Origin of the sequence: Bordetella genomosp. 6, from assembly GCF_002119705.1 — a bacterium.
GTDB lineage: Bacteria > Pseudomonadota > Gammaproteobacteria > Burkholderiales > Burkholderiaceae_B > Bordetella > Bordetella bronchiseptica_F.
This window is the reverse complement of the sequence record NZ_CP021107.1, coordinates 2,649,474-2,671,553: the sequence shown is the minus strand read 5'-3', so window position 1 is coordinate 2,671,553 and position 22,080 is coordinate 2,649,474. Positions and strand designations below refer to the sequence as shown.

General features: G+C 70.6%; 22 protein-coding genes and 1 pseudogene. 9 read left to right on the top strand and 14 right to left on the bottom strand.

Going from position 1 to position 22,080, the window contains the following annotated elements; translation table 11 throughout:
* Nucleotides 1–35 precede the first annotated feature (35 nt).
* Nucleotides 36–1,904, bottom strand: a complete 1,869-nt coding sequence (locus tag CAL11_RS12520; RefSeq protein ID WP_086093131.1) for a sigma-54-dependent Fis family transcriptional regulator — start codon at nucleotides 1,902–1,904, stop codon at nucleotides 36–38.
* A gap of 253 nt (nucleotides 1,905–2,157) precedes the next feature.
* On the opposite strand from CAL11_RS12520, the gene CAL11_RS12515 reads away from it, so the two are divergent.
* The gene (locus CAL11_RS12515; RefSeq protein WP_033464589.1) at nucleotides 2,158–3,687 is read left to right on the top strand and encodes an aldehyde dehydrogenase family protein; all 1,530 of its coding nucleotides are present in this window, start codon (nucleotides 2,158–2,160) and stop codon (nucleotides 3,685–3,687) included.
* 129 nt (nucleotides 3,688–3,816) lie between these two features.
* On the opposite strand, the gene CAL11_RS12510 is transcribed toward CAL11_RS12515, so the two are convergent.
* Nucleotides 3,817–4,467 (bottom strand): flavodoxin family protein, encoded by a 651-nt coding sequence (locus CAL11_RS12510; protein ID WP_086093130.1) that lies wholly within the window; start codon nucleotides 4,465–4,467, stop codon nucleotides 3,817–3,819.
* Between the two features lie 132 nt (nucleotides 4,468–4,599).
* Here CAL11_RS12510 and CAL11_RS12505 point away from each other — a divergent pair, with 132 nt between their 5' ends.
* Nucleotides 4,600–5,505, top strand: coding sequence for a LysR substrate-binding domain-containing protein (locus CAL11_RS12505; protein WP_086093129.1), 906 nt, complete (start codon nucleotides 4,600–4,602; stop codon nucleotides 5,503–5,505).
* Between the two features lie 90 nt (nucleotides 5,506–5,595).
* Complete coding sequence (locus tag CAL11_RS12500) at nucleotides 5,596–6,891, top strand: DUF445 domain-containing protein (protein WP_086093128.1); 1,296 nt, start codon at nucleotides 5,596–5,598, stop codon at nucleotides 6,889–6,891.
* A gap of 21 nt (nucleotides 6,892–6,912) precedes the next feature.
* Here the strand turns inward: CAL11_RS12500 and CAL11_RS12495 are convergent, their stop codons facing one another.
* Nucleotides 6,913–7,794, bottom strand: coding sequence for a LysR substrate-binding domain-containing protein (locus CAL11_RS12495; RefSeq protein ID WP_086093127.1), 882 nt, complete (start codon nucleotides 7,792–7,794; stop codon nucleotides 6,913–6,915).
* A gap of 98 nt (nucleotides 7,795–7,892) precedes the next feature.
* On the opposite strand from CAL11_RS12495, the gene CAL11_RS12490 reads away from it, so the two are divergent.
* On the top strand, nucleotides 7,893–8,768 hold the full coding sequence (locus tag CAL11_RS12490) for a PhzF family phenazine biosynthesis protein (protein ID WP_086093126.1): 876 nt from the start codon (nucleotides 7,893–7,895) through the stop codon (nucleotides 8,766–8,768).
* Here the strand turns inward: CAL11_RS12490 and CAL11_RS12485 are convergent.
* Nucleotides 8,758–9,114: a DUF1428 domain-containing protein gene (locus tag CAL11_RS12485; RefSeq protein WP_086093125.1), complete on the bottom strand. Its 357-nt coding sequence runs from the start codon at nucleotides 9,112–9,114 to the stop codon at nucleotides 8,758–8,760. The genes CAL11_RS12490 and CAL11_RS12485 overlap by 11 nt on opposite strands.
* A 130-nt stretch (nucleotides 9,115–9,244) precedes the next feature.
* On the opposite strand from CAL11_RS12485, the gene CAL11_RS12480 reads away from it, so the two are divergent.
* Nucleotides 9,245–10,219 carry a GlxA family transcriptional regulator gene (locus CAL11_RS12480; protein WP_167382491.1) on the top strand — a complete coding sequence of 325 codons (975 nt, stop codon included), beginning with the start codon at nucleotides 9,245–9,247 and terminating at the stop codon, nucleotides 10,217–10,219.
* Nucleotides 10,220–10,336: 117 nt separating this feature from the next.
* Here the strand turns inward: CAL11_RS12480 and CAL11_RS12475 are convergent, their stop codons facing one another.
* Together CAL11_RS12475 and CAL11_RS12470 are read right to left on the bottom strand one after the other, a co-directional pair.
* Complete coding sequence (locus CAL11_RS12475) at nucleotides 10,337–10,516, bottom strand: DUF3008 family protein (protein ID WP_003812228.1); 180 nt, start codon at nucleotides 10,514–10,516, stop codon at nucleotides 10,337–10,339.
* Between the two features lie 188 nt (nucleotides 10,517–10,704).
* On the bottom strand, nucleotides 10,705–11,541 hold the full coding sequence (locus tag CAL11_RS12470; RefSeq protein WP_086093123.1) for an alpha/beta fold hydrolase: 837 nt from the start codon (nucleotides 11,539–11,541) through the stop codon (nucleotides 10,705–10,707).
* 111 nt (nucleotides 11,542–11,652) lie between these two features.
* Between CAL11_RS12470 and CAL11_RS12465 the strand changes: the two genes are divergently transcribed.
* Both CAL11_RS12465 and CAL11_RS12460 read left to right on the top strand, forming a co-directional pair.
* The gene (locus CAL11_RS12465; protein WP_086093122.1) at nucleotides 11,653–12,024 is read left to right on the top strand and encodes an ArsR/SmtB family transcription factor; all 372 of its coding nucleotides are present in this window, start codon (nucleotides 11,653–11,655) and stop codon (nucleotides 12,022–12,024) included.
* The gene (locus CAL11_RS12460; protein WP_086093121.1) at nucleotides 12,021–12,572 is read left to right on the top strand and encodes an SRPBCC family protein; all 552 of its coding nucleotides are present in this window, start codon (nucleotides 12,021–12,023) and stop codon (nucleotides 12,570–12,572) included. The genes CAL11_RS12465 and CAL11_RS12460 overlap by 4 nt, the downstream gene beginning before the upstream one ends.
* 20 nt (nucleotides 12,573–12,592) lie before the next feature.
* Here CAL11_RS12460 and CAL11_RS12455 read toward each other — a convergent pair whose 3' ends face one another.
* From CAL11_RS12455 to CAL11_RS12445, 3 genes and pseudogenes are all read right to left on the bottom strand, one after another.
* Nucleotides 12,593–14,284, bottom strand: a complete 1,692-nt coding sequence (locus CAL11_RS12455; protein ID WP_086093120.1) for a SulP family inorganic anion transporter — start codon at nucleotides 14,282–14,284, stop codon at nucleotides 12,593–12,595.
* Between the two features lie 48 nt (nucleotides 14,285–14,332).
* Nucleotides 14,333–15,013: a GntR family transcriptional regulator gene (locus tag CAL11_RS12450; RefSeq protein ID WP_086093119.1), complete on the bottom strand. Its 681-nt coding sequence runs from the start codon at nucleotides 15,011–15,013 to the stop codon at nucleotides 14,333–14,335.
* Nucleotides 15,014–15,260: 247 nt separating this feature from the next.
* Nucleotides 15,261–15,724 (bottom strand): annotated as a pseudogene (locus CAL11_RS12445) (hypothetical protein).
* A gap of 169 nt (nucleotides 15,725–15,893) precedes the next feature.
* Here CAL11_RS12445 and CAL11_RS12440 point away from each other — a divergent pair.
* Nucleotides 15,894–16,823 carry a ZIP family metal transporter gene (locus CAL11_RS12440; RefSeq protein ID WP_033464557.1) on the top strand — a complete coding sequence of 310 codons (930 nt, stop codon included), beginning with the start codon at nucleotides 15,894–15,896 and terminating at the stop codon, nucleotides 16,821–16,823.
* 14 nt (nucleotides 16,824–16,837) lie between these two features.
* Here CAL11_RS12440 and CAL11_RS12435 read toward each other — a convergent pair whose 3' ends face one another.
* The 3 genes from CAL11_RS12435 to CAL11_RS12425 all read right to left on the bottom strand — a co-directional run bounded on the left by CAL11_RS12435 (nucleotide 16,838) and on the right by CAL11_RS12425 (nucleotide 20,005).
* Nucleotides 16,838–17,485 (bottom strand): hypothetical protein, encoded by a 648-nt coding sequence (locus CAL11_RS12435; protein ID WP_086094578.1) that lies wholly within the window; start codon nucleotides 17,483–17,485, stop codon nucleotides 16,838–16,840.
* A 73-nt stretch (nucleotides 17,486–17,558) separates the two neighbouring features.
* Entirely contained in the window at nucleotides 17,559–19,376 is a 1,818-nt protein-coding gene (locus tag CAL11_RS12430; protein WP_086093118.1) for an ABC transporter ATP-binding protein, read from the bottom strand.
* A gap of 77 nt (nucleotides 19,377–19,453) precedes the next feature.
* Complete coding sequence (locus CAL11_RS12425; protein WP_086093117.1) at nucleotides 19,454–20,005, bottom strand: GNAT family N-acetyltransferase; 552 nt, start codon at nucleotides 20,003–20,005, stop codon at nucleotides 19,454–19,456.
* Between the two features lie 54 nt (nucleotides 20,006–20,059).
* On the opposite strand from CAL11_RS12425, the gene CAL11_RS12420 reads away from it, so the two are divergent.
* Nucleotides 20,060–20,254, top strand: coding sequence for a YqaE/Pmp3 family membrane protein (locus CAL11_RS12420; RefSeq protein WP_015041590.1), 195 nt, complete (start codon nucleotides 20,060–20,062; stop codon nucleotides 20,252–20,254).
* Nucleotides 20,255–20,262: 8 nt separating this feature from the next.
* On the opposite strand, the gene CAL11_RS12415 is transcribed toward CAL11_RS12420, so the two are convergent.
* Both CAL11_RS12415 and CAL11_RS12410 read right to left on the bottom strand, forming a co-directional pair.
* On the bottom strand, nucleotides 20,263–20,610 hold the full coding sequence (locus CAL11_RS12415; protein WP_086093116.1) for a GFA family protein: 348 nt from the start codon (nucleotides 20,608–20,610) through the stop codon (nucleotides 20,263–20,265).
* A gap of 26 nt (nucleotides 20,611–20,636) precedes the next feature.
* Entirely contained in the window at nucleotides 20,637–22,076 is a 1,440-nt protein-coding gene (locus CAL11_RS12410; RefSeq protein ID WP_086093115.1) for an MFS transporter, read from the bottom strand.
* Between the last annotated feature and the right edge of the window lie 4 nt (nucleotides 22,077–22,080).

Sequence of the window (22,080 nt, the reverse complement as noted above, 5' to 3'; positions counted from 1 at the left end):
TCCCGCAGGCAAGCCGCAAGCGTAGCAGGCCGGCGCTACGCGCGTTGGCGCGCCAGGTGGCGGTACAGGGTGCTGCGATGGATGCCGAGCTCGTGCGCGGCGGCGGCGATGTTGCCACCGTGGCCGGCCAGGGCCTGGTCGATCCGTTGCAGGCTGGCGTCGCGCAGCGAGGCGGGCGCCGCGGGCGGCGTCGCCACGCCCGGGCGCGGCGCGGCGGCGTCGGCCTGGCGGACGGCGGGCGCGGCGATGGCGGCGGGCAGGTGGTGGCGATGGATCAGGCTGCCGGGCGGATGGAACAGCGCCAGCGTGCGCAGCACCGAGCGCAGCTGCCGGTAGTTGCCCGGCCATGCATAGGCGGCCAGCGCGTCCAGGGCGTCGTCGGCCAGCGTCAGGCCGGCGGGGGTGTCGTCCAGCGCGCGCAGGGCGGCGCAGATGAAGGGGCGCAGGTCGTCGCGCTCGCGCAGCCGCGGCAGCGGGACCGCATAGTCGTGCAGGCGGTAATAGAGGTCGGCGCGGAATTCGCCGGCGGCGATCATGGCGTCCAGGTCGCGGTGGGTGGCGCTGATCAGGCCGAAGTTGACCGGCACCGCCTTGTCGGCGCCCAGCGGCTGCACCATGCGCTCCTGCAGGGCGCGCAGCAGGCGGGTCTGCAGGGGCAGCGGCATGTCGCCGATTTCGTCCAGGAACAGCACGCCGCCGTCGGCCTCGCGCAGCCGGCCGCGCGCGCCCAGCCGCCGCGCGCCGGTATAGGCGCCCGGCTCGTAGCCGAACAGTTCGGCCTCGATCAGGCTTTCGGGCAGGGCGCCGCAATTGACCGCGACGAAGGGACCGTTGCGCCAGATGCTGTGGCGGTACAGGTGCTGCGCGTAGACCTCCTTGCCGGCGCCGGTTTCGCCTTGCAGCAGCACCGACAGGCCGCCGTCCAGCGCGCGCCGGGCGCGCTCGAAGCCGGCCTGCAGCGCCGGCGCCAGCGCCGGCAGCGCTTCCTCGGCAGCCTGCGCCGGCGCGGCGCGCGGCGGGCGCGGCGGCGCGGGCAGCGAGCGCGCATGCCCGCCCTGGCGCAGCACGGCATGGAAGGGGGCGCCCTGCGGCGTATGGACGCGGCCGGGCGTGCGCGCGACGGCGCGCCAATCGACCAGCCAGCCGTCCAGCGGCTGGTCCAGCAGCGCGGGCCAGGTAGCGCCCAGCAGCGCGACGGCGGCGTCGTTGGCGCCGACGATGCGCTCGTCCTCGATCAGCAGCAGTCCGCGCTCGACCGAATCGAGCAGCGACGCCTGCTTGTGGAACACCAGGTACAGGCAGCGCTCGCCGGCCTGTTCGATCACGCGGTTGGAAACCTGGCGCGCGCACATGCTGGCCAGGCTGAGCGCATAGGCGTGCATGCGTCCGGCGTCGCCCGAGATGTCCAGCACGCCGAGGATGTCGCCGCGCGGCGAACGGATCGGCGCCGCGTGGCAGCTGAGGATCTGGTTGCGCCGCAGGAAGTGTTCGGCGCCGTGCACGCGCAATGCGGCGGCTTCGATCAGCGCCGTGCCGATGGCGTTGGTGCCGCGATGGTTTTCGGCCCAGCTGACCCCGGGCCGCAGCGCCACGTGGTCGGCGCGCTGCAGGAAGCCGGTATTGCCGCTGGCCTGCAGGATCACGCCGCTGGCGTCGGCCAGCAGCACCAGGCTGGAGGCGCTGGCCACCATGCCGGCCAGGGTTTCGATTTCGGGCTGGGCGGCGCGCAGCACGCAGGCGTGCTGTTCGAGGCGCTCCTGCAGGTCGCCGCGGCGCAGGGCGATGGGGTCGTCGTGCAGGTCGGCGGCGGCGCTGGCGCAGCGCTCCCAGGAACGCACGATGGGAGCGGCGGCCTGCGCGGATGGCAGGTATTGGCCGGATGCGGAAAGCGGGTAGCCGGGCATGCGGTGTCTCCTTGCGTGTCGCGCGCCGCGACGCGATGTCGCCGCCGGCAACGCCGGCGTGTCGCAAGATGCGACAAGCCGCTGTTTTTTATAGGGAAATTATGCATGAAAAGCGCGTTCGCGCCGGCCGCGCAGAGGTAACAGCTCGTCGCCGCGGGCTGGCACGGCATTTGCATGGACCAAGGCGGCGCCCCGCGCGCCCGCCGCGCGACGGCAATCGTCACGGCGCCACAACGACATCAGGAGACAAGCCATGGATCTATCCGACCTGAAACAATTGGGCCTGGATGTGGCCTACCCGTTCAAGGACCAGTACGAGAACTACATCGGCGGCCAGTGGGTGCCTCCGACAGGCGCTGAGTACTTCGACAATCTGTCGCCCATTACCGGCAAGCCGTTTTGCCGCGTGCCGCGCTCGGGCGCGGCCGACATCGAGCTGGCGCTGGACGCGGCGCATCGCGCGCGCGCCGCGTGGGCGCGCACCTCGCCGGCCGAGCGGGCCAACATCCTGCTGCGCATCGCCGACCGCATCGAGGGCCAGTTGCCGATGCTGGCCGTGGCCGAGTCGATCGACAACGGCAAGCCGCTGCGCGAGACCACCGCGGCCGACCTGCCGCTGGCGATCGACCATTTCCGCTATTTCGCGGGCTGCATCCGGGCGCAGGAGGGCGCCATCTCCGAGATCGACGCCAACACCGTGGCCTACCACTTCCACGAACCCATAGGCGTGGTGGGGCAGATCATTCCCTGGAACTTCCCGCTGCTGATGGCGGCCTGGAAGCTGGCGCCGGCGCTGGCGGCCGGCTGCGTGGTGGTGCTCAAGCCGGCGGAGCAGACGCCGGCCTCGATCCTGGTGCTGGCCGAATTGATCGGCGACCTGCTGCCGCCGGGCGTGCTCAACGTGGTCAACGGCTATGGCAAGGAGGCCGGCCAGGCGCTGGCCACCAGCAAGCGCATCGCCAAGATCGCCTTCACCGGGTCGACGCCGGTGGGCAAGCACATCCTGCACGCGGCGGCCGACAACCTGATCCCCGCCACGGTGGAGCTGGGCGGCAAGAGCCCCAACATCTTCTTCGACGACGTGATGGACCGCGACGACGAGTTCCTGGACAAGGCGCTTGAGGGCCTGGCCATGTTCGCGCTCAACCAGGGCGAGGTGTGCACCTGCCCATCGCGCATCCTGATCCAGGAGTCGATCTACGAGCGCTTCATCGAGAAGGCCATCGCGCGGGTGCAGTCCATCAAGACCGGCCATCCGCTCGATGCCGGCACCATGGTGGGCGCGCAGGTCTCGCAGGTGCAGATGGACAAGATCCTGTCCTATATCGACATCGGCCGCCAGGAGGGCGCGCAGTGCCTGACCGGCGGCGCGCGCAACGACATGCTGCCGGGCGGGCTGGACCAGGGTTTCTACGTCCAGCCGACCATGCTGCTGGGCAAGAACAGCATGCGCATCTTCCAGGAGGAAATCTTCGGGCCGGTCGCGGCGGTGGCCACGTTCAAGGACGAGGAGGAGGCCATCGCCATGGCCAACGACACGTTCTACGGCCTGGGCGCGGGCGTCTGGAGCCGCGACGGCGCGCGCGCCTACCGCGTGGGCCGTGGCATCGAGGCCGGCCGGGTGTGGACCAACTGCTATCACCTGTATCCGGCGCATGCCGCCTTCGGCGGCTACAAGCAGTCGGGCATCGGGCGCGAGACGCACAAGGCGGCGCTGTCGAATTACCAGCAGACCAAGTGCCTGCTGGTGAGCTACAGCCCCAAGGCCCTGGGCTTTTTCTAACCCGGGCGCCTGTCCCCGCATGGGGACTGGCATCCGCCAACTCTGGAGTGCCTGTCTCTGCATGGGGACTGGCACCCGCCAACTCTTGGGCGCCTGTCCCCGCTGGGACAGGCGCCCAAGGCGCCGCGTTCACGCCGGCGCGCCGGGCCAGACCTGGCGGTCGCGCGGGCTGTCGATGCGATAGTCGGAATAGGGCAGCGACAGCAGGTCGCGGCCCAGCCGGTGCGCGGCTTGCAGCGGACGCCGCGGATCGTGCGCCACTTCGCCCCTGCGGTTGCCCGCGCCGTGCACCATGCCGACGAACTGCGAGTGGGTGTAGCGCGTGAACTCCTGCAACTGGTGCACGATGCCCAGGGCCGCGCCGGGGTAGGTCTCCTCGGAGGAGACGGCCAGGGCCAGCCGCTTGCCCGTCATGCGCCGCAGCACTTCGGCGTGGCGCGGATGGGCGGCCGAGTAATAGGTGAAAGAGCGGTCGAAGAAGGCCTTGGCCTGGGCCGACATGCCATACCAGTACACCGGCGTGCAGAGCACCACGGCGCGCGCGGGCAGGAAGTGGTCGAAGAACAGTTCGCCGTAGCGGTCGTCGGGGCGGCGCGCGTCGGCCTGCTTCTCGTCGGCCAGGAAACCCGCGATGTAGTCGTCGAGAAACAGCAGCGTGGCGGCGGCGCCGGACTGGCGCGCGCCCTCGACCACGGCCCGGGCCAGCAGGGCGCTGTTGCCGTCGCGGCGCGGGCTGCCAACCAGCGCCAGCACGGGATTGGCGGTTTGGGATGAATTCATTTTTACTCCTCGTCAGAAGAATGGGGCGGATGAGCGTTCTTGCAAGGCCAAATTTAGGGCTTGCTTGCCGTGCTTGGCGAGTGACGATGTCTGCACTAAGATGAATTAAATTCATCTCTATGGGGGCCCGGCATGTTTCATGATCTGCCGCTGGGCGCGCTGCGCGCCTTCGAGGCCGCGGCGCGCTTGCTCAGCTTCAAGGGCGCCGCCGCCGAGCTGCATGTCACGCCCACCGCCGTGTCGCACCAGATCCGCGCGCTCGAGCAGCGGCTGGGCTTTGCGCTGTTCGAGCGCCTGCCGCGCGGGGTGCTGCTCACGCCCAAGGGCGGACGGCTGTTCCAGCGGGTGCATGGCATGCTGCTGGATCTGGCGCAGACGCTGGACGCGCTGCGCCCGCGGCCGAGCACGGGCGGCCTGACGGTGTCGACCACGCATTCGTTTGCCGCGCTGTGGCTGGTGCCGCGGCTGGGGCGCTTCCACCAGGCGCATCCCGGCTACGAGGTGCGGCTGGACGCGACCAGCAGCCTGGTGGATCTGCTGCAGGACGCCAGCGTGGACGTGGCGATCCGCTATGGCGGCGGCGACCGCTCGGGCCGCCACCGCGGGCTGCAGGCCGCGGCCGTGCTGCCCGAGCGCTTCGCCGTCTATGGCGCGCCCGCCGCGGTGGCCAGCGCGGCGCGGCGGCGGCCCGCGCTGATCTCGGTGCAATGGCGCGACTCCACCGTGTACGAGACCGGCTGGCGGCAATGGTGCCAGGCGGCCGGCGTGAACTGGCTGGCGCGCGCCGCGCCGCGCGGCTACGAAGAGGAAAACTACGCCATGCAGGCCGCCATTGCCGGCCAGGGGCTGGTGCTGGCCAGTTCGGCCATGGTGTCCGACAGCGAGGCGCGCGGCCTGCTGGCGTGCTTTCGCCCCGACATCAGCGTGCCGGGGCTGCGCTATACCGCGCTGACCGCGCCGGGCCGCCAGCGGCACCCGCCGGTGCGCGCCTTCCTGGACTGGCTGGCTGGCGAATTCGAGGCCGCCGCGCCGCGCTGATATGATGCCTGCCATGCCATTGAACCGCTTGCGCCGACGCTGCCGCGCCGTCCGCCTGGCCGCGCCGCGCGGGCGGCCGGGGTGGTCTGCATGAGCGTGCCGGCCGACCCGCGCCTGGCGCAGTTGCGCCGCATGCAGCGCTGGGCGCTGGCGCTGCTGGCGGCCATGATCGCCGGCTTCGTCACCAGCCATCTGATGGGCGGGCAGGGCGCCTGGGCCTGGGTGCGGGCGTTCTGCGAGGCCGCCACGGTCGGCGCGCTGGCCGACTGGTTTGCCGTGGTGGCGCTGTTTCGCCGCCCGCTGGGGCTGCCGATCCCCCATACCGCCATCATCCCCGCCAACAAGGCGCGCATCGGCGACAACCTGGCGGTGTTCGTGCGCGATCATTTCCTCGATCCCGAGACGCTGCTGGAGAAGCTGCGCGTGTTCGACCCGGCCGCGCGCCTGGGCCGCTGGCTGGCCGACCCGCGCCAGACGCGCAGCCTGGGCCAGGGCGCGCGCCAGGTGGCGCTGCAGGCGCTGGACCTGCTCGATGAGCAGGCTGTCAGCCGCGCCATCCAGGGCTTCGCCGTGGCGCAGTTGCGCCGCTGGGACGCGGCGCGCACGGCCGGCGAAGTGCTGGCCCTGCTGACCCGCGACGGCCGCCACCAGGAATTGCTGGACGCCGCGCTGCACCGGCTGGGCGACTACCTCGGCGAGGAGGACATCCGCCAGCGCGCCTCCGCGCTGCTGGTGAGGTTCGCCCGCAAGGAGTGGCCGCGCATCATCGCCGCGGTGGATGTCATCGGCTCGGTCGAGGGCATTGCCGACAACCTGGCCGACCGCATGGCGCGCGCCCTGGTCGACGAGCTGCGCGACGTGCTGTCGCGCCCGGATCATCCCGTGCGGCGCAACTACGAGGCCTGGGTGGCCGACTACATCGGGCGGCTGCGCGACGACCCCGAGCTGGCCGGCCAGGTCGAGGCCCTGAAGCAGCGCCTGATCGACGACCCGCGCGTACAGGAGTACGCCCTGGGGCTATGGCGCGACATCCACGCCGTATTGCGGCGCGACCTGGAGGCCGAGGATTCGGCGCTGGCGCGCCATCTGGAGGGCGCGCTGCAGGCGCTGGGCGAACGCCTGTCGCGCGACCCGGAGCTGCGCCGGGCGGTCAACGAGCATGTGCTCGACAGCGCGCGCAAATTGACCGACAGCTTGCGCAGCGGCGTGACCGAGCATATCTCGCGCACGGTCAAGAACTGGGACGAGCGCCATCTGGTGCGCGAGCTCGAACTGAGCGTGGGCCGCGACCTGCAGTACATCCGCTTCAACGGGACGCTGGTGGGCGGCTTGATCGGCCTGGCCCTGCATGCCGGGGTGCTGCTGGCGCAGCGGGTCGGCGGCTGAGCCGCCGCGATGCGGGCGCGCTCAGGCGGCGGCCGCGTAGGCCGGCCGGCGTTCCTGGTAGGCCTGCCGGATATGGCGCGCCATTTCCTCGACGGCTTGCGAGCGCTCGCCGGGCGCGAGGTAGAGATTGATGGCGTAGTCGGGCAGGGCCGGCAGGCCGCTGGCCGCATCGAGCACTTCCAGGTCGGCAGGGGCCACCGACAACAGGCTGGCCGTGACCGCCAGGTCCAGCCGCACGGTGGTCAGCGTGGCGTCGGCATTGCCATTCTCGAATACGCTGCGCCAGGGAATCCGTCCGCCGTCCAGGGCGTCGGCCAGCACCGGCCGGAAGGCGCAGGCGTCGCTGACCAGCGAGACCGGCAACGGGTTCTTGCGCCATGCCTGGCCGCCCGGGGCGGCCAGCCACACCACGCGGTCGACGGCCAGTCGCTCGCCACCCGCCGCGCCGATGGGTTCCTCGGCCAGGGTCAGATCCAGCTTGCGGCGCCGCACCTGCTCCAGCAGTTCGGGCGAGGTCGCCGAGATCAGCGAGATGTCCACATCGGGATAGCGCAGCGAATAGGCGCGCAGCAGGCCCGGCAAGTGCGTGCCGATCAGGTCGTGCGGCACCCCCAGCCGCACCGCGCCGACGCAGCCGGCGCCGGTCATGTGCTGCATCAGCTCGTCGTTCATGCGCACCATTTCGCGCGCGCGGCCCAGCAGGCGCGCGCCTTCGCCGGTCAGCGCCGCGCCGCTGCGGCGGCGTTCCAGCAGGGTGCAGCCGAACAGGGCCTCCAGGCGCTGCAGCTGCTGGCTGACCGCGCCCTGCGTCAGATGCAGCAGGGCGGCGGCGGCGGTCAGGCTGCCGGTATCGTGTACGGCCAGGAAGGCGCGCAGCAGCGCGGTGTCGATATTGCGGCTCATGATCTATTAGGATTCGTGATGCTGGAGATTATAAGAATTCGATATCCTAAATCTACGCGTGTGGCTATCGTACCTCTCATCGCTTTGTGGAGATAGCCATGCAGACCACGACTTCCCTGATTGCCTCGGTGCGGCGCATCGCCGCCTTTTCGGACGGCGCGCGCGGCGGCAACCCGGCCGGCGTCCATGTGGCCGAGGTGCTGCCCGACGCCATGACCATGCAGCAAATGGCCGCCGAGATCGGCTATTCCGAAACCGTGTTCGCCGCGCCGGCCTATGGCGGCTGGCGGGTGCGCTATTTCGCGCCGGAGGCGGAAGTGCCGTTCTGCGGCCATGCCACCATCGCCCTGGGCGCCGTGCTGGCCGAACAGGAAGGCGACGGCGTGTTCGCGCTGACGACCAACCATGCCAGCATCACGGTCGAGGGGCGCCGCCAGGGCGGCCTGTACAGCGCCGCGCTGCAATCGCCGCGCACGCGCAGCGCGCCCCTGGAGACGGCCGTGCGCGACGAGGCGCTGGCCCTGTTCGGCTACACGCCCGCCGACCTCGACACCCGGCTGCCGCCCGCCTACGCCGAGGCCGGCGCCGCCCACCTGATCCTGCCGCTGAACAGCCGCGAGCGGCTGGCGGCCATGCGCTACGACCTGGCGGCAGGCCGGGCTTTCATGAAGCGCACGGGGGTGGTGACGATCGCCTGGGTGCATGCCGAATCGGCCACGCTGCTGCATGCGCGCAACGCCTTCGCCGCCGGCGGCGTGTACGAGGATCCGGCAACCGGGGCGGCGGCCGCCGCGCTGGCCGGCCATCTGCGCGACAGCGGCTGGCTGCGCGCCGGGGCCATCGAGATCCTGCAGGGTTTCGACATGGGCGTGCCCGCGCGCCTGCGGGCCGAGTACGGCCCGGAGCCGGGCAGTTCGGTGCGGGTGGCCGGCACGGCGCGCGCGCTGGCGCGCCAGCCCGCCCTCACAGATTGACCAGCGTCTTGAATCCGCCGTAGGCCATGCGCTTGAAATCGAACACGCCTTCGACGCACTGTTCCTTCAGGCGCGGGTCGGCCATGACCGCCGCATTGATGCGGTCGCGCTCGGCGCGGCTGGGGTAGACGATCCAGGCGAACACCACGGTTTCGCCCTCGCGCGCCGCGGCCGAGGTCCTGAACGACACCATGCCTTCGATGTCGAGGTCGTCGCCCGTGCATTCGCAATAGGCCAGCGCGCCGTGCTCTTTCCAGATCGCGCCGGCCTTGGTGGCCATCTGCCTGTAGGTGTCCAGCTTGTCGTTGGGCACCGACAGCAGGAAACCGTCTACGTATTGATCCATGGCACTACTCCCGGGTGGCAGGGGCCCCGCGGCCCCCTGGTTGGAACTGGCACTGTAGCGGGAAAGCACGGCATTGCCGACGGGGGATTGCGACATTGTTGCGGGTGGATCGCGACAGGCCGACCGCAGTATGCTGGGCGTCATGAAACGCCTCGCCCTGCTGGTGCCCGAACGGGCCAACATCGCATCGCTCGAGAACGCCCGCCAGGGCTTCCTGGCGGCCAACGGCTTCCTGCGCGAGCGCGGCCATGCGCCGCGCTTCGACGTGCGCCTGGTGGCGGCCACGCCCCAGGTGCGGCTGGATAACGGCCGCATCACCCTGCAGGCCGACACCGTGCTGGAGGCGGCGGGCGAGGTGGACCTGTGCGTCGTGCCGCCCATCCAGGGCGATCCGCAGCCGGCGCTGCAGGAAAACGGCGCATTGATCGACTGGCTGGCCCGCTACTACAAGAACGGCGGCGAGGTCGCCAGCCTGTGCGTGGGCGCGGCGCTGCTGGCCGCCGGCGGGGTGCTCGATGGACAGCGCGCGGTGGTGCACTGGGCGGCGCAGAGCGACTTCGGCCGCCTGTTTCCGGCGGTGCGCTGGGTCAGCGACCGGGTCGTGCTGGAGGCCAATGGGATCTACACCAGCGGCGGCGCCTTCTCGGCCGCGCACCTGGTGCTGCACCTGGTCGACAAGTACACCGACCGCGAGACGGCGATCTGGTGCGCCAAGCTGTTCCAGCTGGACTGGAGCCGCCAGAGCCAATTGCCTTTCGCGGTGTTCGTGGGGCAGAAAACGCACGGCGACGGGGTGGTGCGGCAGGTGCAGGAGCATATCGAGGCCAACTACACCGAGCGCCTGACCGTCGAGCAGCTGGCGCAGCGCGTCGCGTTGGGCCGGCGCACGCTGGAGCGGCGCTTTCGCCACGCCACCGGCAACAGCATCGTCGAATACGTGCAGCGCATCCGCATCGAGGCGGCCAAGAAGCAGCTCGAAAGCTCGCGCAAATCGGTCGCCGAAGTGATGTACGAGGTCGGCTACAACGACACCAAGGCCTTTCGCGACATCTTCAACAAGTACTGCGGCATGTCGCCGCTGATGTACAGGGAAAGATACTTATGACACAGGAGCCTGTCCCGACGGGGACAGGCTCCTGCCGAATGACGGGGAGCCTGTCCCTGTCGGGACAGGCTCCCTTGCCGCGGGCGTCGCCGCCCAAGTGGACTGCCTCCCGGAGGCTTACTTGTGGTACGGCTTGCCCTTGCGCGCGGTGCCGGCCATGTGCTCGAGTTCGCGCTCGCTCATCGAGTCGTACATGTCGCGCGAGGCACCCTTGAGGTCGCTCACCCTGGATTCGCCGCGCTTGGCCGCGAGCGCCGCGCCGGCGGCCATTTGCTGGGCTTTGGATTTGGCTGGCATGATGTACCTCCTTCCAGAAATGTCGATGCGGGAACGGTGATTTCAGCGTAGCAACTCCGCGCAAACGGAACTGCAACGAGGGGTAGCGGGGTGCAATATGCGATGTCCCGGTTTTCCGCTGGTTTCTCCAGGAGTACCCGTATGCCGTTTTCCCGCCGCATTGTGCGCCTGGGCCGCCGCGCCGCGCATCACGCCGGGCGCGGCAGCGCGCCCACGAATTCGGCCAGCGCGCGCGTGACCAGCGCGGGCTGGTCCTTGTGCGGCGAATGGCCGCAGTCCTGGATTTCCAGCAGGCGGGTCTGCGGCGCCAGGCGGCGGATGCCGCGGATCTGCTCCAGCGTGCCGTATTCGTCGTCCACGCCCTGCATGGCCAGCACCGGGCAGGTAATGGCCGGCAGGTAGGCCTCGATGTTCCATTGCCGGAAGGCCGGGTCCAGCCAGGTGTCGGTCCACGACGCGAACGTCGAATCGACATCGTCGTGGTAGCGGGCCAGGCGGTCGCGCAGCGTGGTTTCGCGGTAGGCGCGCAGCGCCACCGCGATGTTGGCCACGGTGATGTCCTCGACGTAGATGTGCGGCGCGGCCACCGCGATCCCGGCCACCGCGTCCGGGCACAGGGCGGCGTAGAGCAGCGCGATGCTGGCGCCGTCGCTGTGGCCGAACAGGGCCGGCTTGTCGCGCCGCGCGTCGATGCCCAGCGCGGCAAACAGCGCGGGCAGGGCTTGCGCGGCCTGCTGGTGCAGGTAGTCGATGGGCCGGGCCTCATCCCGCGGACGCACGGTCGAGCGCCCGTAGCCGTAGCGCGAATAGACCAGCCCGCGGCAGCCGGCCGCGTCGCAGACGCGCCGCGGCCAGTCGCGCCACATGGCCAGCGACCCCAGCCCTTCGTGCAGGAACACCAGCAGGGGCGCGTCGCGCCGCTCGGGCGCGAGCAGCGCGTACTCGATCCGCATGGGGCGGTCGGCGTAATGCACGTCGGCGTATTGCACGGGCGCGGCGGCGGGAGAGCGGGCGGGCGGCGTCATGGCGGGATTTTCCGGTGCGGGGCTTGCGCTCCATTGTGCCAGCGCCGCCGTTGTTACAAAAAACATAACCATTTGGTTGAATAAGGCGGCGGACCGCTCTAACATAACCAAATGGTTGAATATCAAGCTCCCGCTCTGGACCGCGTCTTCCACGCCCTGTCAGACCCCACGCGCCGCGCGATGCTGCGCCGCCTGGCCGATGGGGAACACAATATCCGCGCGCTGGCCGCGCCGTTCGCCATGTCGTTCACGGCCGCTTCCAAGCACCTGAAGGTGCTGGAGAGCGCCGGGCTGGTCAGCCGCCGCGTGCAGGGGCGCTCGCACCTGTGCCGCATCGATGCCGCGCCGCTGGCGGCCATCGACCAGTGGCTGAAGTTCTACGAGCGCTTCTGGAATGCCAGGCTGGACATGCTGGAGACCTTGCTGCGCGCCGACGCGGCGCCGTCCGTTCCCTCCCAACCCGATCAGGACCCGACTCCATGACATCCCCATCTTCCGCTTCCCCCGATGGCCACGGCGCGCGCCTGGACGCGCAAAGCATCCGCTTCGAGCGTCTCCTGCCCGGGCCGATCGAGCGCGTCTGGGCCTGGCTGGCCGACGCCGACAAGCGCGCGCGCTGGCTGGCCGGCGGCGAACTGCCGCGGCAGCCCGGACAGACCTTCGAGCTGCATTTCAACCACGCCACGCTGACGGCCGAATCGGCGCCGGCGCGCTACGCGCAATACGACAGGCCCATCGTCGGGCACCACACGCTGCTGCGCTGCGAGCCGCCGCGCGTGCTGGCGCTGACGTGGGGCGGCGGGGCCGGCGAAGCGCCGTCCGAAGTCCTGTTCGAGCTGAGCGAGGCCGGCGAGCAGGTGCGCCTGGTGCTGACCCATACCCGGCTGGCCGATCGCGCCGCGATGCTGGATGTGGCGGGCGGCTGGCATGCGCACCTGGCGGTGCTGGCCGGCAAGCTGGCCGGACAGGCGCCGCCGCCGTTCTGGACCACGCTGGCGCAGGCCGAACAGGACTACGACCAGCGCCTGTAGCGCGGCGGGCGGCGCGCCGTTCAGGCCGTGGCGCCCGCGGCTGGCGCGCGGCAGGCCAGCACCGCGTCCTCGAAGCGGTCGAACACATTGCCGGCGCCGGCCAGGTTCACCAGCCCGGCCCGATGCAGCTTGGCCTTGACCCGCGGGTTGGCGCCGCTGAGGATGACCCGCACGCCGCGGCGCTGCAGGTCGGTGATGACCTCTTCGAGCGCCTGCAGGCCGGTGATGTCGATGAACGGCACCCAGCGCAGCCGGATGATGAGCGTGCGCGGGTCGGTGTGCGTGGCCGCCAGGGCGCGCTCGAAGTTCTCGGCGGCGCCGAAGAACAGCGGCCCTTCGACCGCGTAGACGAGCACGTCGTCGGGCAGCGGGCCGTAGCCGCGGTAGCCCAGTTCGTCGCCCAGCTCGGCCGGGCTCTGCGCCTGGACCTGCACGCTGGAGGCCATGCGCCGCAGGAAATGCAGGATGGCGATCACCACCCCGATGTTGACCGCCACCACCAGGTCGGCGAACACGGTCAGCACGAAGGTCACCAGCAGGATGCCGACGTCGGCGCGCGGCGCGCGCTTGATCATCCGGACGAAGTGGGGCGCGTCGCTCATGTTCCAGGCCACCACGAACAGGATGGCCGCCAGCGCGGCCAGCGGCACGTTCTCGGCCAGCGGCGCCAGCAGCAGCACCATCAGCAGCAGGGTGATGCAATGCACGACCCCGGCCAGCGGGCTGGTGCCGCCGTTGCGGATGTTGGTGGCCGTGCGCGCGATGGCGCCGGTGGCGGCGAAACCGCCGAACAGCGGCGCGACGATATTGGCCAGGCCCTGGCCGACCAGTTCCTGGTTGGAATCGTGGCGGGTGCCGGCCATGCCGTCGGCCACCACGGCCGACAGCAGGGATTCGATGGCGCCCAGCATGGCGATGGCGAAAGCCGGGCCGATCAGTTCGATGACGCGCGACACGGTGATCTCGGGCCACTGCCAGCTGGGCAGGCCCTGCGGAATGCCGCCGAAAGCGCTGCCTATGGTGGCCACGCCGTCCAGGCCCAGCACGGCCTGCAGCGTGGTGGCCACCACGAGCGCCACCAGCGGGCCGGGCACGCGGCGCAGGTAAGGCACCCGGTTGTTCAGCAGCAGCAGCGCCAGCGACAGCGCGGCCAGCGCGGTGGTGGCCAGGTGCAGCTGCGGCAGGCTGTGCACGAGCTGCCACAGTTTTTCATGGAAGTGCGTGCCGGCCGGGGAGGGCAGGCCGAAGAAGTCCTTCCACTGGCCCACCCAGATGATCACGCCGATACCGGCGGTGAAGCCCACGATGACCGGCGCGGGGATGTACTTGATGATGGCCCCCAGCCGGGCCGCGCCCAGCGCCAGCAGGATGCAGCCGGCCATCAGGGTGGCCAGTTGCAGGCCTGCCACGCCATGCTGGGCGGTGATGCCGGCCAGGATGACGATGAAGGCGCCGGTGGGGCCGGCGATCTGCACGCGGCTGCCGCCGCACAGCGAAACCAGCAGTCCCGCCACGATGGCGGTGTACAGGCCTTGTTCGGGCTTGGCGCCGCTGGCGATGGCAAAGGCCATGGCCAGCGGCAGCGCTACGACGCCTACGATCAGGCCGGAGACAATATTGGGCAGCCAATGGGCGCGTCGCAGCAGGCCGGCGCGCTTGGCTTCGAGCAGGGCGATCACGCGAAGGTCCAGGCAGGCAACAGAATGCGGCATAGTAGCCGTTCGCGCGCGCTTGGGCCATGATCCGGCGCAAATATGCGCTCAACTGAGCAGGGCGGCGACCAGGTCGCGGTTGGGCGCGGGCGCGCCGTCGAAGTCCAGCGCGGTCTGCAGGTGCAGCAGGTGTTCGTCCATCAGGGCGCAGGCGCGCTCGGCGTCGCCGTCGCGCGCGGCCGCCAGGAAGGCGTAGTGTTCCTGGGACGAGCAGCTGGCGTCGTGGGCGCTCTGGTACATCACGGTGATGACGGCGGTGCGCGCCAGCAGTTCGTGCAGCATGCCGGTGAGCACCGAGTTGCCGACGATCTCGGCCAGCTGCAGGTGAAAGCCGGCCAGCAGCTGGTTGCGCCGTTGCACGTCGCCCTCGTCGATGGCTTCGCGTTCCTGGTGCAGATGCTGTTCGAGCCGTTCGTAGTCCTGCGGCGCGGCGCGGGCGACGAACTCGCGCGCCAGCGCGGCCTCCAGGATGCGCCGCACGGCATAGACTTCGCGCGCTTCGTGGGCGTTCGGCTTGCTGACGAAGGCGCCCTTGTCGGGCACGATCTGGATGAGTTTGTCCTTGGACAGCATCAGCAAGGCCGCCCGGATCTTGGTGCGGCTGACCTTGTACACGCTGGCCAGGGCTTCCTCGCGCAGGCGCGTGCCCGGCGGCAGGCGGTGCGACACGATGGCCGTGGCGATCGCCTGGGAGATGCCCTCGGCGTTGAGGCCGGTGGAGCTGCGCATCGTCGGTGCTCCTCACATGCGCAGCGCGCGAGGCGTTTGCGCATCAGGAATGAACCTGGACACCCGCGGCCCGGGGCTCGCGCTCGGCGAGCGGCCCGCGCCGCCAGGAAAGCCGTCATCGCCCGGGACGCCGCTCGGCATGGGCCTGGCGGCGCCGCGAAGGACGAAGGATGTTGCTATTAGACGTGATAGCCCAAAATTTGTGTACAAATTTGATGACTTGCGCGCCCGGAGTGTGGCGCGCCCGCTAATTCCACAGGTAGCCGTGGCCGGCATCGAAGGCGGCGTAGCCGTCGCCGCAGCGATACAGCCGGTAGCGGCCGGCCGCACCATCCTGGTGCAACGAAGCCGGCCAGCCCGGCAAGGCGAGGGCCGGCGGCGGCAGCCGGCCGCCGGCCGGCGTGCAGCCGGGCGGCTCGATGGCGGCGCCGTCGGGCAGCGCGAAGCGGGCCGCGCGGCGGTTGGTGTCGAGGTCGTGCGCTTCGGCGATGGCGCCGGTGCCCGCGGGCAGCCATGCCGGCAGCCAGCCGCGCTGTATCGCGCCGGCCGCGCGCGCCTCGTCGAGGTCGCGGTATTGCGCTTGCACGGCATCGGAGCAGGCGGCCAGCGGCAGGGCCAGGAACAGGGCAAGGGGCAGGGCGTACGCCCGGGCGGGCAGCGAGGCAGGCATGGCAGGCAGCGGGGCAGTGGGTGACGGGCACGAGTGTGCAACAGGCCCGCGCCGCCATCCAGCGGCCATTCTCAATGGTCGTCGGCGGAAATATCCCTGCCTGCGCGGGGCGCCGATACCGCGGCTCAATCGGCGCGATTGAAAAGCATGCCTTGGGCGGGCCGCGGGGGTCTGGCAAACTAGCCGTACCACTGACACGGGCCCATCGCCATGAATCAACCCTCGTCGCTTGCCGCCGACTTGCGCGGCGCCTGGCACGCGCAGGCGCAGTCGCACCCCCTGATCACCCTCGGGTTGGCCGCTTCGGCCGCCGGCGTGGTCTTGCTGCTGGTGGCGGGCATCGTCAACGCGCTGACCGGCGAGAATCGCGCCCACGTGGGCTACGCGGTGCTGGGCGGCGCGGCGGGCTTCGCCGCCACGGCGCTGGGCGCGCTGATGGCGCTGGGGCTGCGCGCCATTTCGGCCCGCACGCAGGACGCGATGCTGGGCTTTGCCGCCGGCATGATGCTGGCGGCCAGCGCGTTCTCGCTGATCCTGCCCGGCCTGGACGCGGCCGGGACCATCGTGGGGCCGGGGCCGGCCGCCGCGGCGGTGGTGGCGCTGGGCCTGGGCCTGGGCGTGCTGCTGATGCTGGGCCTGGACTACTTCACGCCGCACGAGCACGAACGCACCGGCCACCAGGGGCCCGAAGCGGCGCGCGTCAATCGCGTCTGGCTGTTCGTGCTGACCATCATCCTGCACAACCTGCCCGAGGGCATGGCCATCGGCGTCAGCTTCGCCACCGGCGACCTGCGCATCGGCCTGCCGCTGACCTCGGCCATCGCCATCCAGGACATTCCCGAAGGGCTGGCGGTCGCGCTGGCGTTGCGCGCGGTCGGCCTGCCCATCGGGCGCGCCGTGCTGGTGGCGGTGGCCTCAGGGCTGATGGAGCCGCTGGGCGCGCTGGTGGGCGTGGGCATTTCCAGCGGCTTCGCGCTGGCGTATCCGGTCAGCATGGGCCTGGCCGCCGGGGCGATGATCTTCGTGGTCTCGCACGAAGTGATTCCCGAGACGCATCGCAACGGGCACGAGACCACCGCCACGGTGGGCCTGATGGCCGGTTTCGCGGTGATGATGTTCCTGGATACCGCGCTGGGCTGAAGCCGCCGGGCGCGTCAGCCGCGCCCGCCCAGGCAGGCCGACAGGGCGCGCTGGTACGAATCGACCGAAACGCTGGTGGTCCAGGCCGAGGGCGTGGCCGGGTCGTAGCCGCTCTGGTTGATGGCTTCGCGCCGGCAGGCCGCCTCGCCGCCCGGCCGGGCGCTGGCCGTGCTTCGCACGCCGGCGCCTTGCGGGGCCACCGGGTAGCCGGCCACGGTGCCGTCGTCGTAGGCGGGCTGGCCATGGCCGGCTTGCGGGTAGCCGGCGTCCTCGTAGGCGGTGGGCGGATCGTAGCTGGGCGGGTTGTAGACCGTGCTGTCGTAGGGGCTGGCCGCGTAGCCGCCGGGGGTGGTGTAGGTGATGCCGCCGGCGCTGTACTGCGCGGCCGGCGCGTAGCTGGGCTGCGAACTGACCGCCAGGTAGGTGCCGGCCGCCACCAGCGCCAGCGCGCCGGCGATCCACCAGCCATCCGATGAACCGCCGTGCGAGTGGCCGTAGCCGCCGTAGTATCCATGATGGCCGTGGTGGCCGCCGCCGGCCACCGCCTGGCCGCAGGCCGCCGCCATCATCAGCGCGATGCCGGCCAACTGCAAACGTCTGGACTTCATGTCTTGCTCCCGAACCGCCCGCCGGGCGCGCAACGGCGCGCGCAGGGACGGCACCAATACTGTAACGGCTGGCGCGCGCGCCGTGCGCACGAAAGTGGTGTCCAGACGTTAGGCCGGTTTCAGCCGGTCACAGCAGCGCCGCGCCGCTTTCGGGGCCGCTTTCGCCCGCATCGGGCCCGGGCTGCGGCTCGGGGACGCGCGCGGCCGGGCGTTCGCCGATCTGCTGGCGCCACATGGCGTAATACAGGCCCTTGCCCGCCAGCAGTCCGGCGTGGCTGCCTTGCTCGACCACGCGGCCCTTCTCCAGCACGAAGATGGTGTCGGCGTGCATGATGGTGGACAACCGGTGGGCGATCAGGATGGTGATCTGGCCGGCGCGCCGGGACACGTCGCGTATCGTCTGGGTGATCTGCTCTTCGGTCAGCGAATCCAGCGCCGAGGTGGCTTCGTCGAAGATCAGCAGCCGGGGCTGGCGCACCAGCGCGCGGGCGATGGACAGACGCTGCCGTTCGCCGCCCGACAGTTTGACGCCGCCCTCGCCGATGGTGGTGTCCAGTCCGGCGGGCGAGCGCGCCAGCACGTTGGCGCAGGACGCCTGGCGCATCGCGGCGACGATTTCCTCGTCCGTGACATCGGGCTTGACCAGCTGCATGTTCTCGCGCAGCGTGCCGGAGAAGAGATGGGTTTCCTGCGTGACGAAGCCGATCTGGCGCCGGGTCGGGTTGAAGCGCAGGTCGCGCGTCGAGACGTCGTTGTAGTAGACCTCGCCGTGGTCGGGCGCATACAGGCCCACCAGCAGCTTGACCAGGGTCGACTTGCCCGAGCCCGACGGCCCCACGAAGGCCACGGTATCGCCCAGCCGCGCCTCGAACGACACGCCGTCCAGCGCGTTCTCGGCGGCGCCCTGGTGGCGGAATCGCACCTCGCCGAAGCGCACGCGCTGGATCGGCCCGCTGTCCTGCGCCGATTCGGGGTTGCGCTCGACCGGCCGGGCCATCAGCGCGGCATAGTGGTTCAGCGAGGCGTCGGCCTCGCGGTACGCGAGGATGAGGTTGCCCAGTTCCTGCAGGGGCGCGAAGATCGCGACCGAGATGAACTGCATGGCGATCAGCTCGCCGGTGCTCAGCACATCGCGGAAGATCAGCCACAGCAGGGCGAACAGCACCGACAGCTTGAGCGCGCTGAGTATCATGCCCTGCAGGAACGACAGCAGGCGTATGCGTTTGACCTTCTGCATTTCGAGCGCGAAGATCTGCTGGGTCTGGGCCTGCAGGCGGCGGATCTCGGGGTAGGTCAGTCCCAGGCTCTTGATCAGTTCGATGTTGCGCAGCGACTCGGTGATGAAACCCGAGTTGCGGCTGGTTTCGCGCATGATCGAGCGCTGCTGGCTGCGGATCTGGCGGCTGAGCAGCCCGGTCAGGCCGCCCAGCAGCAGCACGCCGATGAAGAACACCGGCACCAGCAGCCAATGGCGCGTGACCGAGTACCAGCACAGGAAGGCCACGCCCACGCCGGCGGCGAACGCCGTGTTGATGAAGGCATTGATGAAGCGTTCGCTGTCGCTGCGCACTTTCTGCAGCAGCGACAGGGTTTCGCCGCTGCGCAGCTCCTCGAACTCCTGGAAGCGCAGCCGCATGACCTGGCGCAGGCCGTCATTGAAGATCTGCGTGCCCAGTTTCTGCACCACCAGGCGCGTGACGTATTCCTGCAAGGCCTTGGCCAGCCGCGACAGGATGGCCACCACCAGCGCCAGCGCCAGCAGGCCCAGCACGCCGGCGACCAGCTGGTCGCCGGTCTTGCCGGCGCGGCCGATGGCGTATTCGTCGATGATGCGGCCGAAGATGATGGGGTCGATCAGCGCCAGCACCTGGCTGGCGGCGGCCAGCAGCAAGGCCAGCAGCGCCAGGCCGCCATGGGGCCGCAGGTAGGTCCAGAGCATGCGCATCGTCAGGGTCTCGCGGGCGAAAGCGGGCCCCCAGTATCCCGGCAAGCGGGGCGCGGCGCAACGGCAGGCCTGCCGGGCTAGCGGCGTGCCGCCCCGATCCCGAGCCGCATGGCGCAGCGGCGCGCCGCCGGCAGGCCCAGGCTGGCCTCGCGCGCCAGGATGGCCTGCAGGCGCACGTTGAGCTCGTCGGACCGCAGCGTGGCGAAGCCCAGGCGCGCGTAGAAGGGCTGGTTCCAGGGCAGTTCGCGGAAGGTGGTGAGGGTGACGGCGGGCAGGCCGGCCGCCGCCGCGGCGTCGATGGCGGCTTGCACCAGGCGTGCGCCGATGCCGCGGCCCTGCAGGTCGCGCCGCACCGCCAGCTCCCAGACATGCAGCGCATCGGCGGTGCGCTCCGATACCAGGAAACCGGCCAATCCGGCGCCGGGACATTCGGCTACCCAACTGGTGCCGGCCGCGATCCAGGTCCGGTGGTCCTGCTCGCTCATGACTTCGTCGGCGGCGATCCAGGCCAGCCCGGGCGCATCCAGGAAACGCCGCGCGGCGCTGCGTTCGATGGCCGGCAGCAGGGCGGCGTCGCGCGCCTGGGCGCGGCGCACGACGACGGCGGACGTGGCGGGGGCGGATGGCATGGGGCGCAGTGTAAACCCGGCTATCATGGCGGCTTTTCAAATCTGGATTGCGCCATGCGTCTGCTGCTTGCCATCTTCCTGCCGTTCACGGTGTTCTTCACCATCGGCCGTCCCATCGCCGGCATCATCTGCCTGTTGCTGCAGATCACCCTGATCGGCTGGATTCCCGCCGCGCTGTGGGCGGTCTATGCATTGAGCCAGTTCCATACCGACCGCAAGATCCGCGACGCCATGGGCGGCCGCGGCTAGCGCCGGCGCTATGCCGCGCGGCCGTCGTACTGGTGCACGGCGACCGCGTCAAGGTCCACGTCGTCCAGGCAGCGGATATTGATCGCCGCCATCGCCCGGCCTTGCTGGTCGACGCCCTCGCCATGCGTGTGGATGCCGCACGTGGGACAGAAGCGGTGCTTGATGAGGTGGCGGTTGAAGGTATAGGTGGCGATCTGTTCGTCGGGCGTGGTCAGCCGCAGGTGGTCGCGCGGCACGAACCACAGCAGCGCGCCCTTGCGCCGGCAGATCGAGCAATTGCAGGACATGGCGCCTGTCAGTTCGCCTTCCACGTCGAATCGGATGGTGCCGCAATGGCAACTGCCGTGATAGTGCATGGTGGGGCTCCTGTGCGGGTAAGGGGTCAATGCGCGTCGGCCGCCGGGGCGCCCGCGCCGGGCTGCGGGCGGCGCAGCAGCACGCCGGCCAGCAGCGCGGCCAGGGCGGCGAACACGGCGCCCACCGCGAAGGCGGCGTGATAGCCGCCGTTGAGCGCCGTCAGCACGTCGGCGCCGCCGGCGCGCAGGCTGGCGCTGCGGCCCGCCGCCAGGCTGGCCAGCACGGCCAGGCCCAGGGCGCCGCCCATCATGAACGAGGTGTTGACCACGCCGGACGCCAGGCCCGCTTCGCCGGGCTCCACATCGCTCATGGCGGCCAGCAGCACCGGGTTGAACGCGATGCCCGCGCCCAGGCCCAGCAGCAGCATGCCCGGCAGCACGTCGACGGTGAACGAGCCGGCGGCCGGCGCGCGCGCGAACAGCGCCAGCCCCACCGCCGCCACCAGCAGGCCGCACACCAGCGGCGCGCGGATGCCGAAGCGCATCACCAGCCTGGCCGACAGCCCCAGCGAGAACACCGCCATGATGATGTTGGCCGGCAGAAAGCCCAGCCCCACCTGCATGGCCGAGTAGCCCAGCACCAGCTGCATGTAGAGCGCCGAGATGAAGAACCAGGCGAACATGGCCGCGGCCCACAGCACGCCGACAATGTTGGCGGTGGCGACATTGCGCAGCGCGAACAGCGACAGCGGCATCAACGGCGCCGGCACGCGCGCCTCGATGCGCAGGAACAGCGCCAGCAGCAGCACCGCCAGCGCCAGCAGCCCGAGCGATTGAGGCGAGGTCCAGCCCGCCTCGTTGCCATTGACGACCGCGTAGACCGCCAGCATCAGCGAGGCGGTGATGGTCGCCGCGCCGGCCAGGTCCAGCCGCGGGTGGCCCACCGGCCCCTGGCTGGCCGGCAGCAGGGGCAGGCACAGCGCGTAGACCAGCGCCCCGATGGGCAGGTTGACCAGGAAGATCCAGTGCCAGCTCAGCGAGCTGGTCAGCAGGCCGCCCAGCAGGACGCCGATGCTGCCGCCGCCGGCGCAGACGAAACCGTAGACGCCCATGGCGCGGGCGCGCTCGGCCGGCTCGGTGAACAGCGTCATGATTAGCGACAGCGCCACCGCCGACACCACCGCGCCGCCCACGCCCTGCACCGCGCGCGCGGCCACCAGCATGGCCTGCCCCTGTGCCAGCCCGCAGGCCAGCGAAGCCAGCGTGAACAGCGTCAGGCCGGCGAGGAACATGCGGCGGTGGCCCAGCAGGTCGCCCAGCCGCCCGCCCAGCAGCAGGAAGCCGCCGAAGGTCAGCATGTAGGCGTTGACCACCCACACCAGCGACGCTTCGGTGAACCCCAGGTCGGCCTTGATGGACGGCAGGGCGACGTTGACGATGGTGGTGTCCAGCACGATCATCAGCACGCCCAGGCACAGCACCATGAGGGCCAGCCAGCGTTTGCGTTCGTCGAGGGTGTGGTGCATGGAT

Bases quoted from the DNA above. Each gene is read 5' to 3' on its own strand.
- CAL11_RS12490 (WP_086093126.1), top strand. From the start codon at position 7,893: ATGCAGACCACGACTTCCCTGATTGCCTCGGTGCGGCGCATCGCCGCC.
- CAL11_RS12510 (WP_086093130.1), bottom strand. From the start codon at position 4,467: ATGAATTCATCCCAAACCGCCAATCCCGTGCTGGCGCTGGTTGGCAGC.
- CAL11_RS12410 (WP_086093115.1), bottom strand. From the start codon at position 22,076: ATGCACCACACCCTCGACGAACGCAAACGCTGGCTGGCCCTCATGGTG.
- CAL11_RS12505 (WP_086093129.1), top strand. From the start codon at position 4,600: ATGTTTCATGATCTGCCGCTGGGCGCGCTGCGCGCCTTCGAGGCCGCG.
- CAL11_RS12420 (WP_015041590.1), top strand. From the start codon at position 20,060: ATGCGTCTGCTGCTTGCCATCTTCCTGCCGTTCACGGTGTTCTTCACC.
- CAL11_RS12520 (WP_086093131.1), bottom strand. From the start codon at position 1,904: ATGCCCGGCTACCCGCTTTCCGCATCCGGCCAATACCTGCCATCCGCG.
- CAL11_RS12495 (WP_086093127.1), bottom strand. From the start codon at position 7,794: ATGAGCCGCAATATCGACACCGCGCTGCTGCGCGCCTTCCTGGCCGTA.
- CAL11_RS12430 (WP_086093118.1), bottom strand. From the start codon at position 19,376: ATGCGCATGCTCTGGACCTACCTGCGGCCCCATGGCGGCCTGGCGCTG.
- CAL11_RS12470 (WP_086093123.1), bottom strand. From the start codon at position 11,541: ATGACGCCGCCCGCCCGCTCTCCCGCCGCCGCGCCCGTGCAATACGCC.
- CAL11_RS12465 (WP_086093122.1), top strand. From the start codon at position 11,653: ATGGTTGAATATCAAGCTCCCGCTCTGGACCGCGTCTTCCACGCCCTG.
- CAL11_RS12500 (WP_086093128.1), top strand. From the start codon at position 5,596: ATGAGCGTGCCGGCCGACCCGCGCCTGGCGCAGTTGCGCCGCATGCAG.
- CAL11_RS12425 (WP_086093117.1), bottom strand. From the start codon at position 20,005: ATGCCATCCGCCCCCGCCACGTCCGCCGTCGTCGTGCGCCGCGCCCAG.
- CAL11_RS12480 (WP_167382491.1), top strand. From the start codon at position 9,245: ATGCTGGGCGTCATGAAACGCCTCGCCCTGCTGGTGCCCGAACGGGCC.
- CAL11_RS12485 (WP_086093125.1), bottom strand. From the start codon at position 9,114: ATGGATCAATACGTAGACGGTTTCCTGCTGTCGGTGCCCAACGACAAG.
- CAL11_RS12450 (WP_086093119.1), bottom strand. From the start codon at position 15,013: ATGCGCAGCTCCACCGGCCTCAACGCCGAGGGCATCTCCCAGGCGATC.
- CAL11_RS12455 (WP_086093120.1), bottom strand. From the start codon at position 14,284: ATGCCGCATTCTGTTGCCTGCCTGGACCTTCGCGTGATCGCCCTGCTC.
- CAL11_RS12515 (WP_033464589.1), top strand. From the start codon at position 2,158: ATGGATCTATCCGACCTGAAACAATTGGGCCTGGATGTGGCCTACCCG.
- CAL11_RS12460 (WP_086093121.1), top strand. From the start codon at position 12,021: ATGACATCCCCATCTTCCGCTTCCCCCGATGGCCACGGCGCGCGCCTG.
- CAL11_RS12415 (WP_086093116.1), bottom strand. From the start codon at position 20,610: ATGCACTATCACGGCAGTTGCCATTGCGGCACCATCCGATTCGACGTG.
- CAL11_RS12475 (WP_003812228.1), bottom strand. From the start codon at position 10,516: ATGCCAGCCAAATCCAAAGCCCAGCAAATGGCCGCCGGCGCGGCGCTC.
- CAL11_RS12440 (WP_033464557.1), top strand. From the start codon at position 15,894: ATGAATCAACCCTCGTCGCTTGCCGCCGACTTGCGCGGCGCCTGGCAC.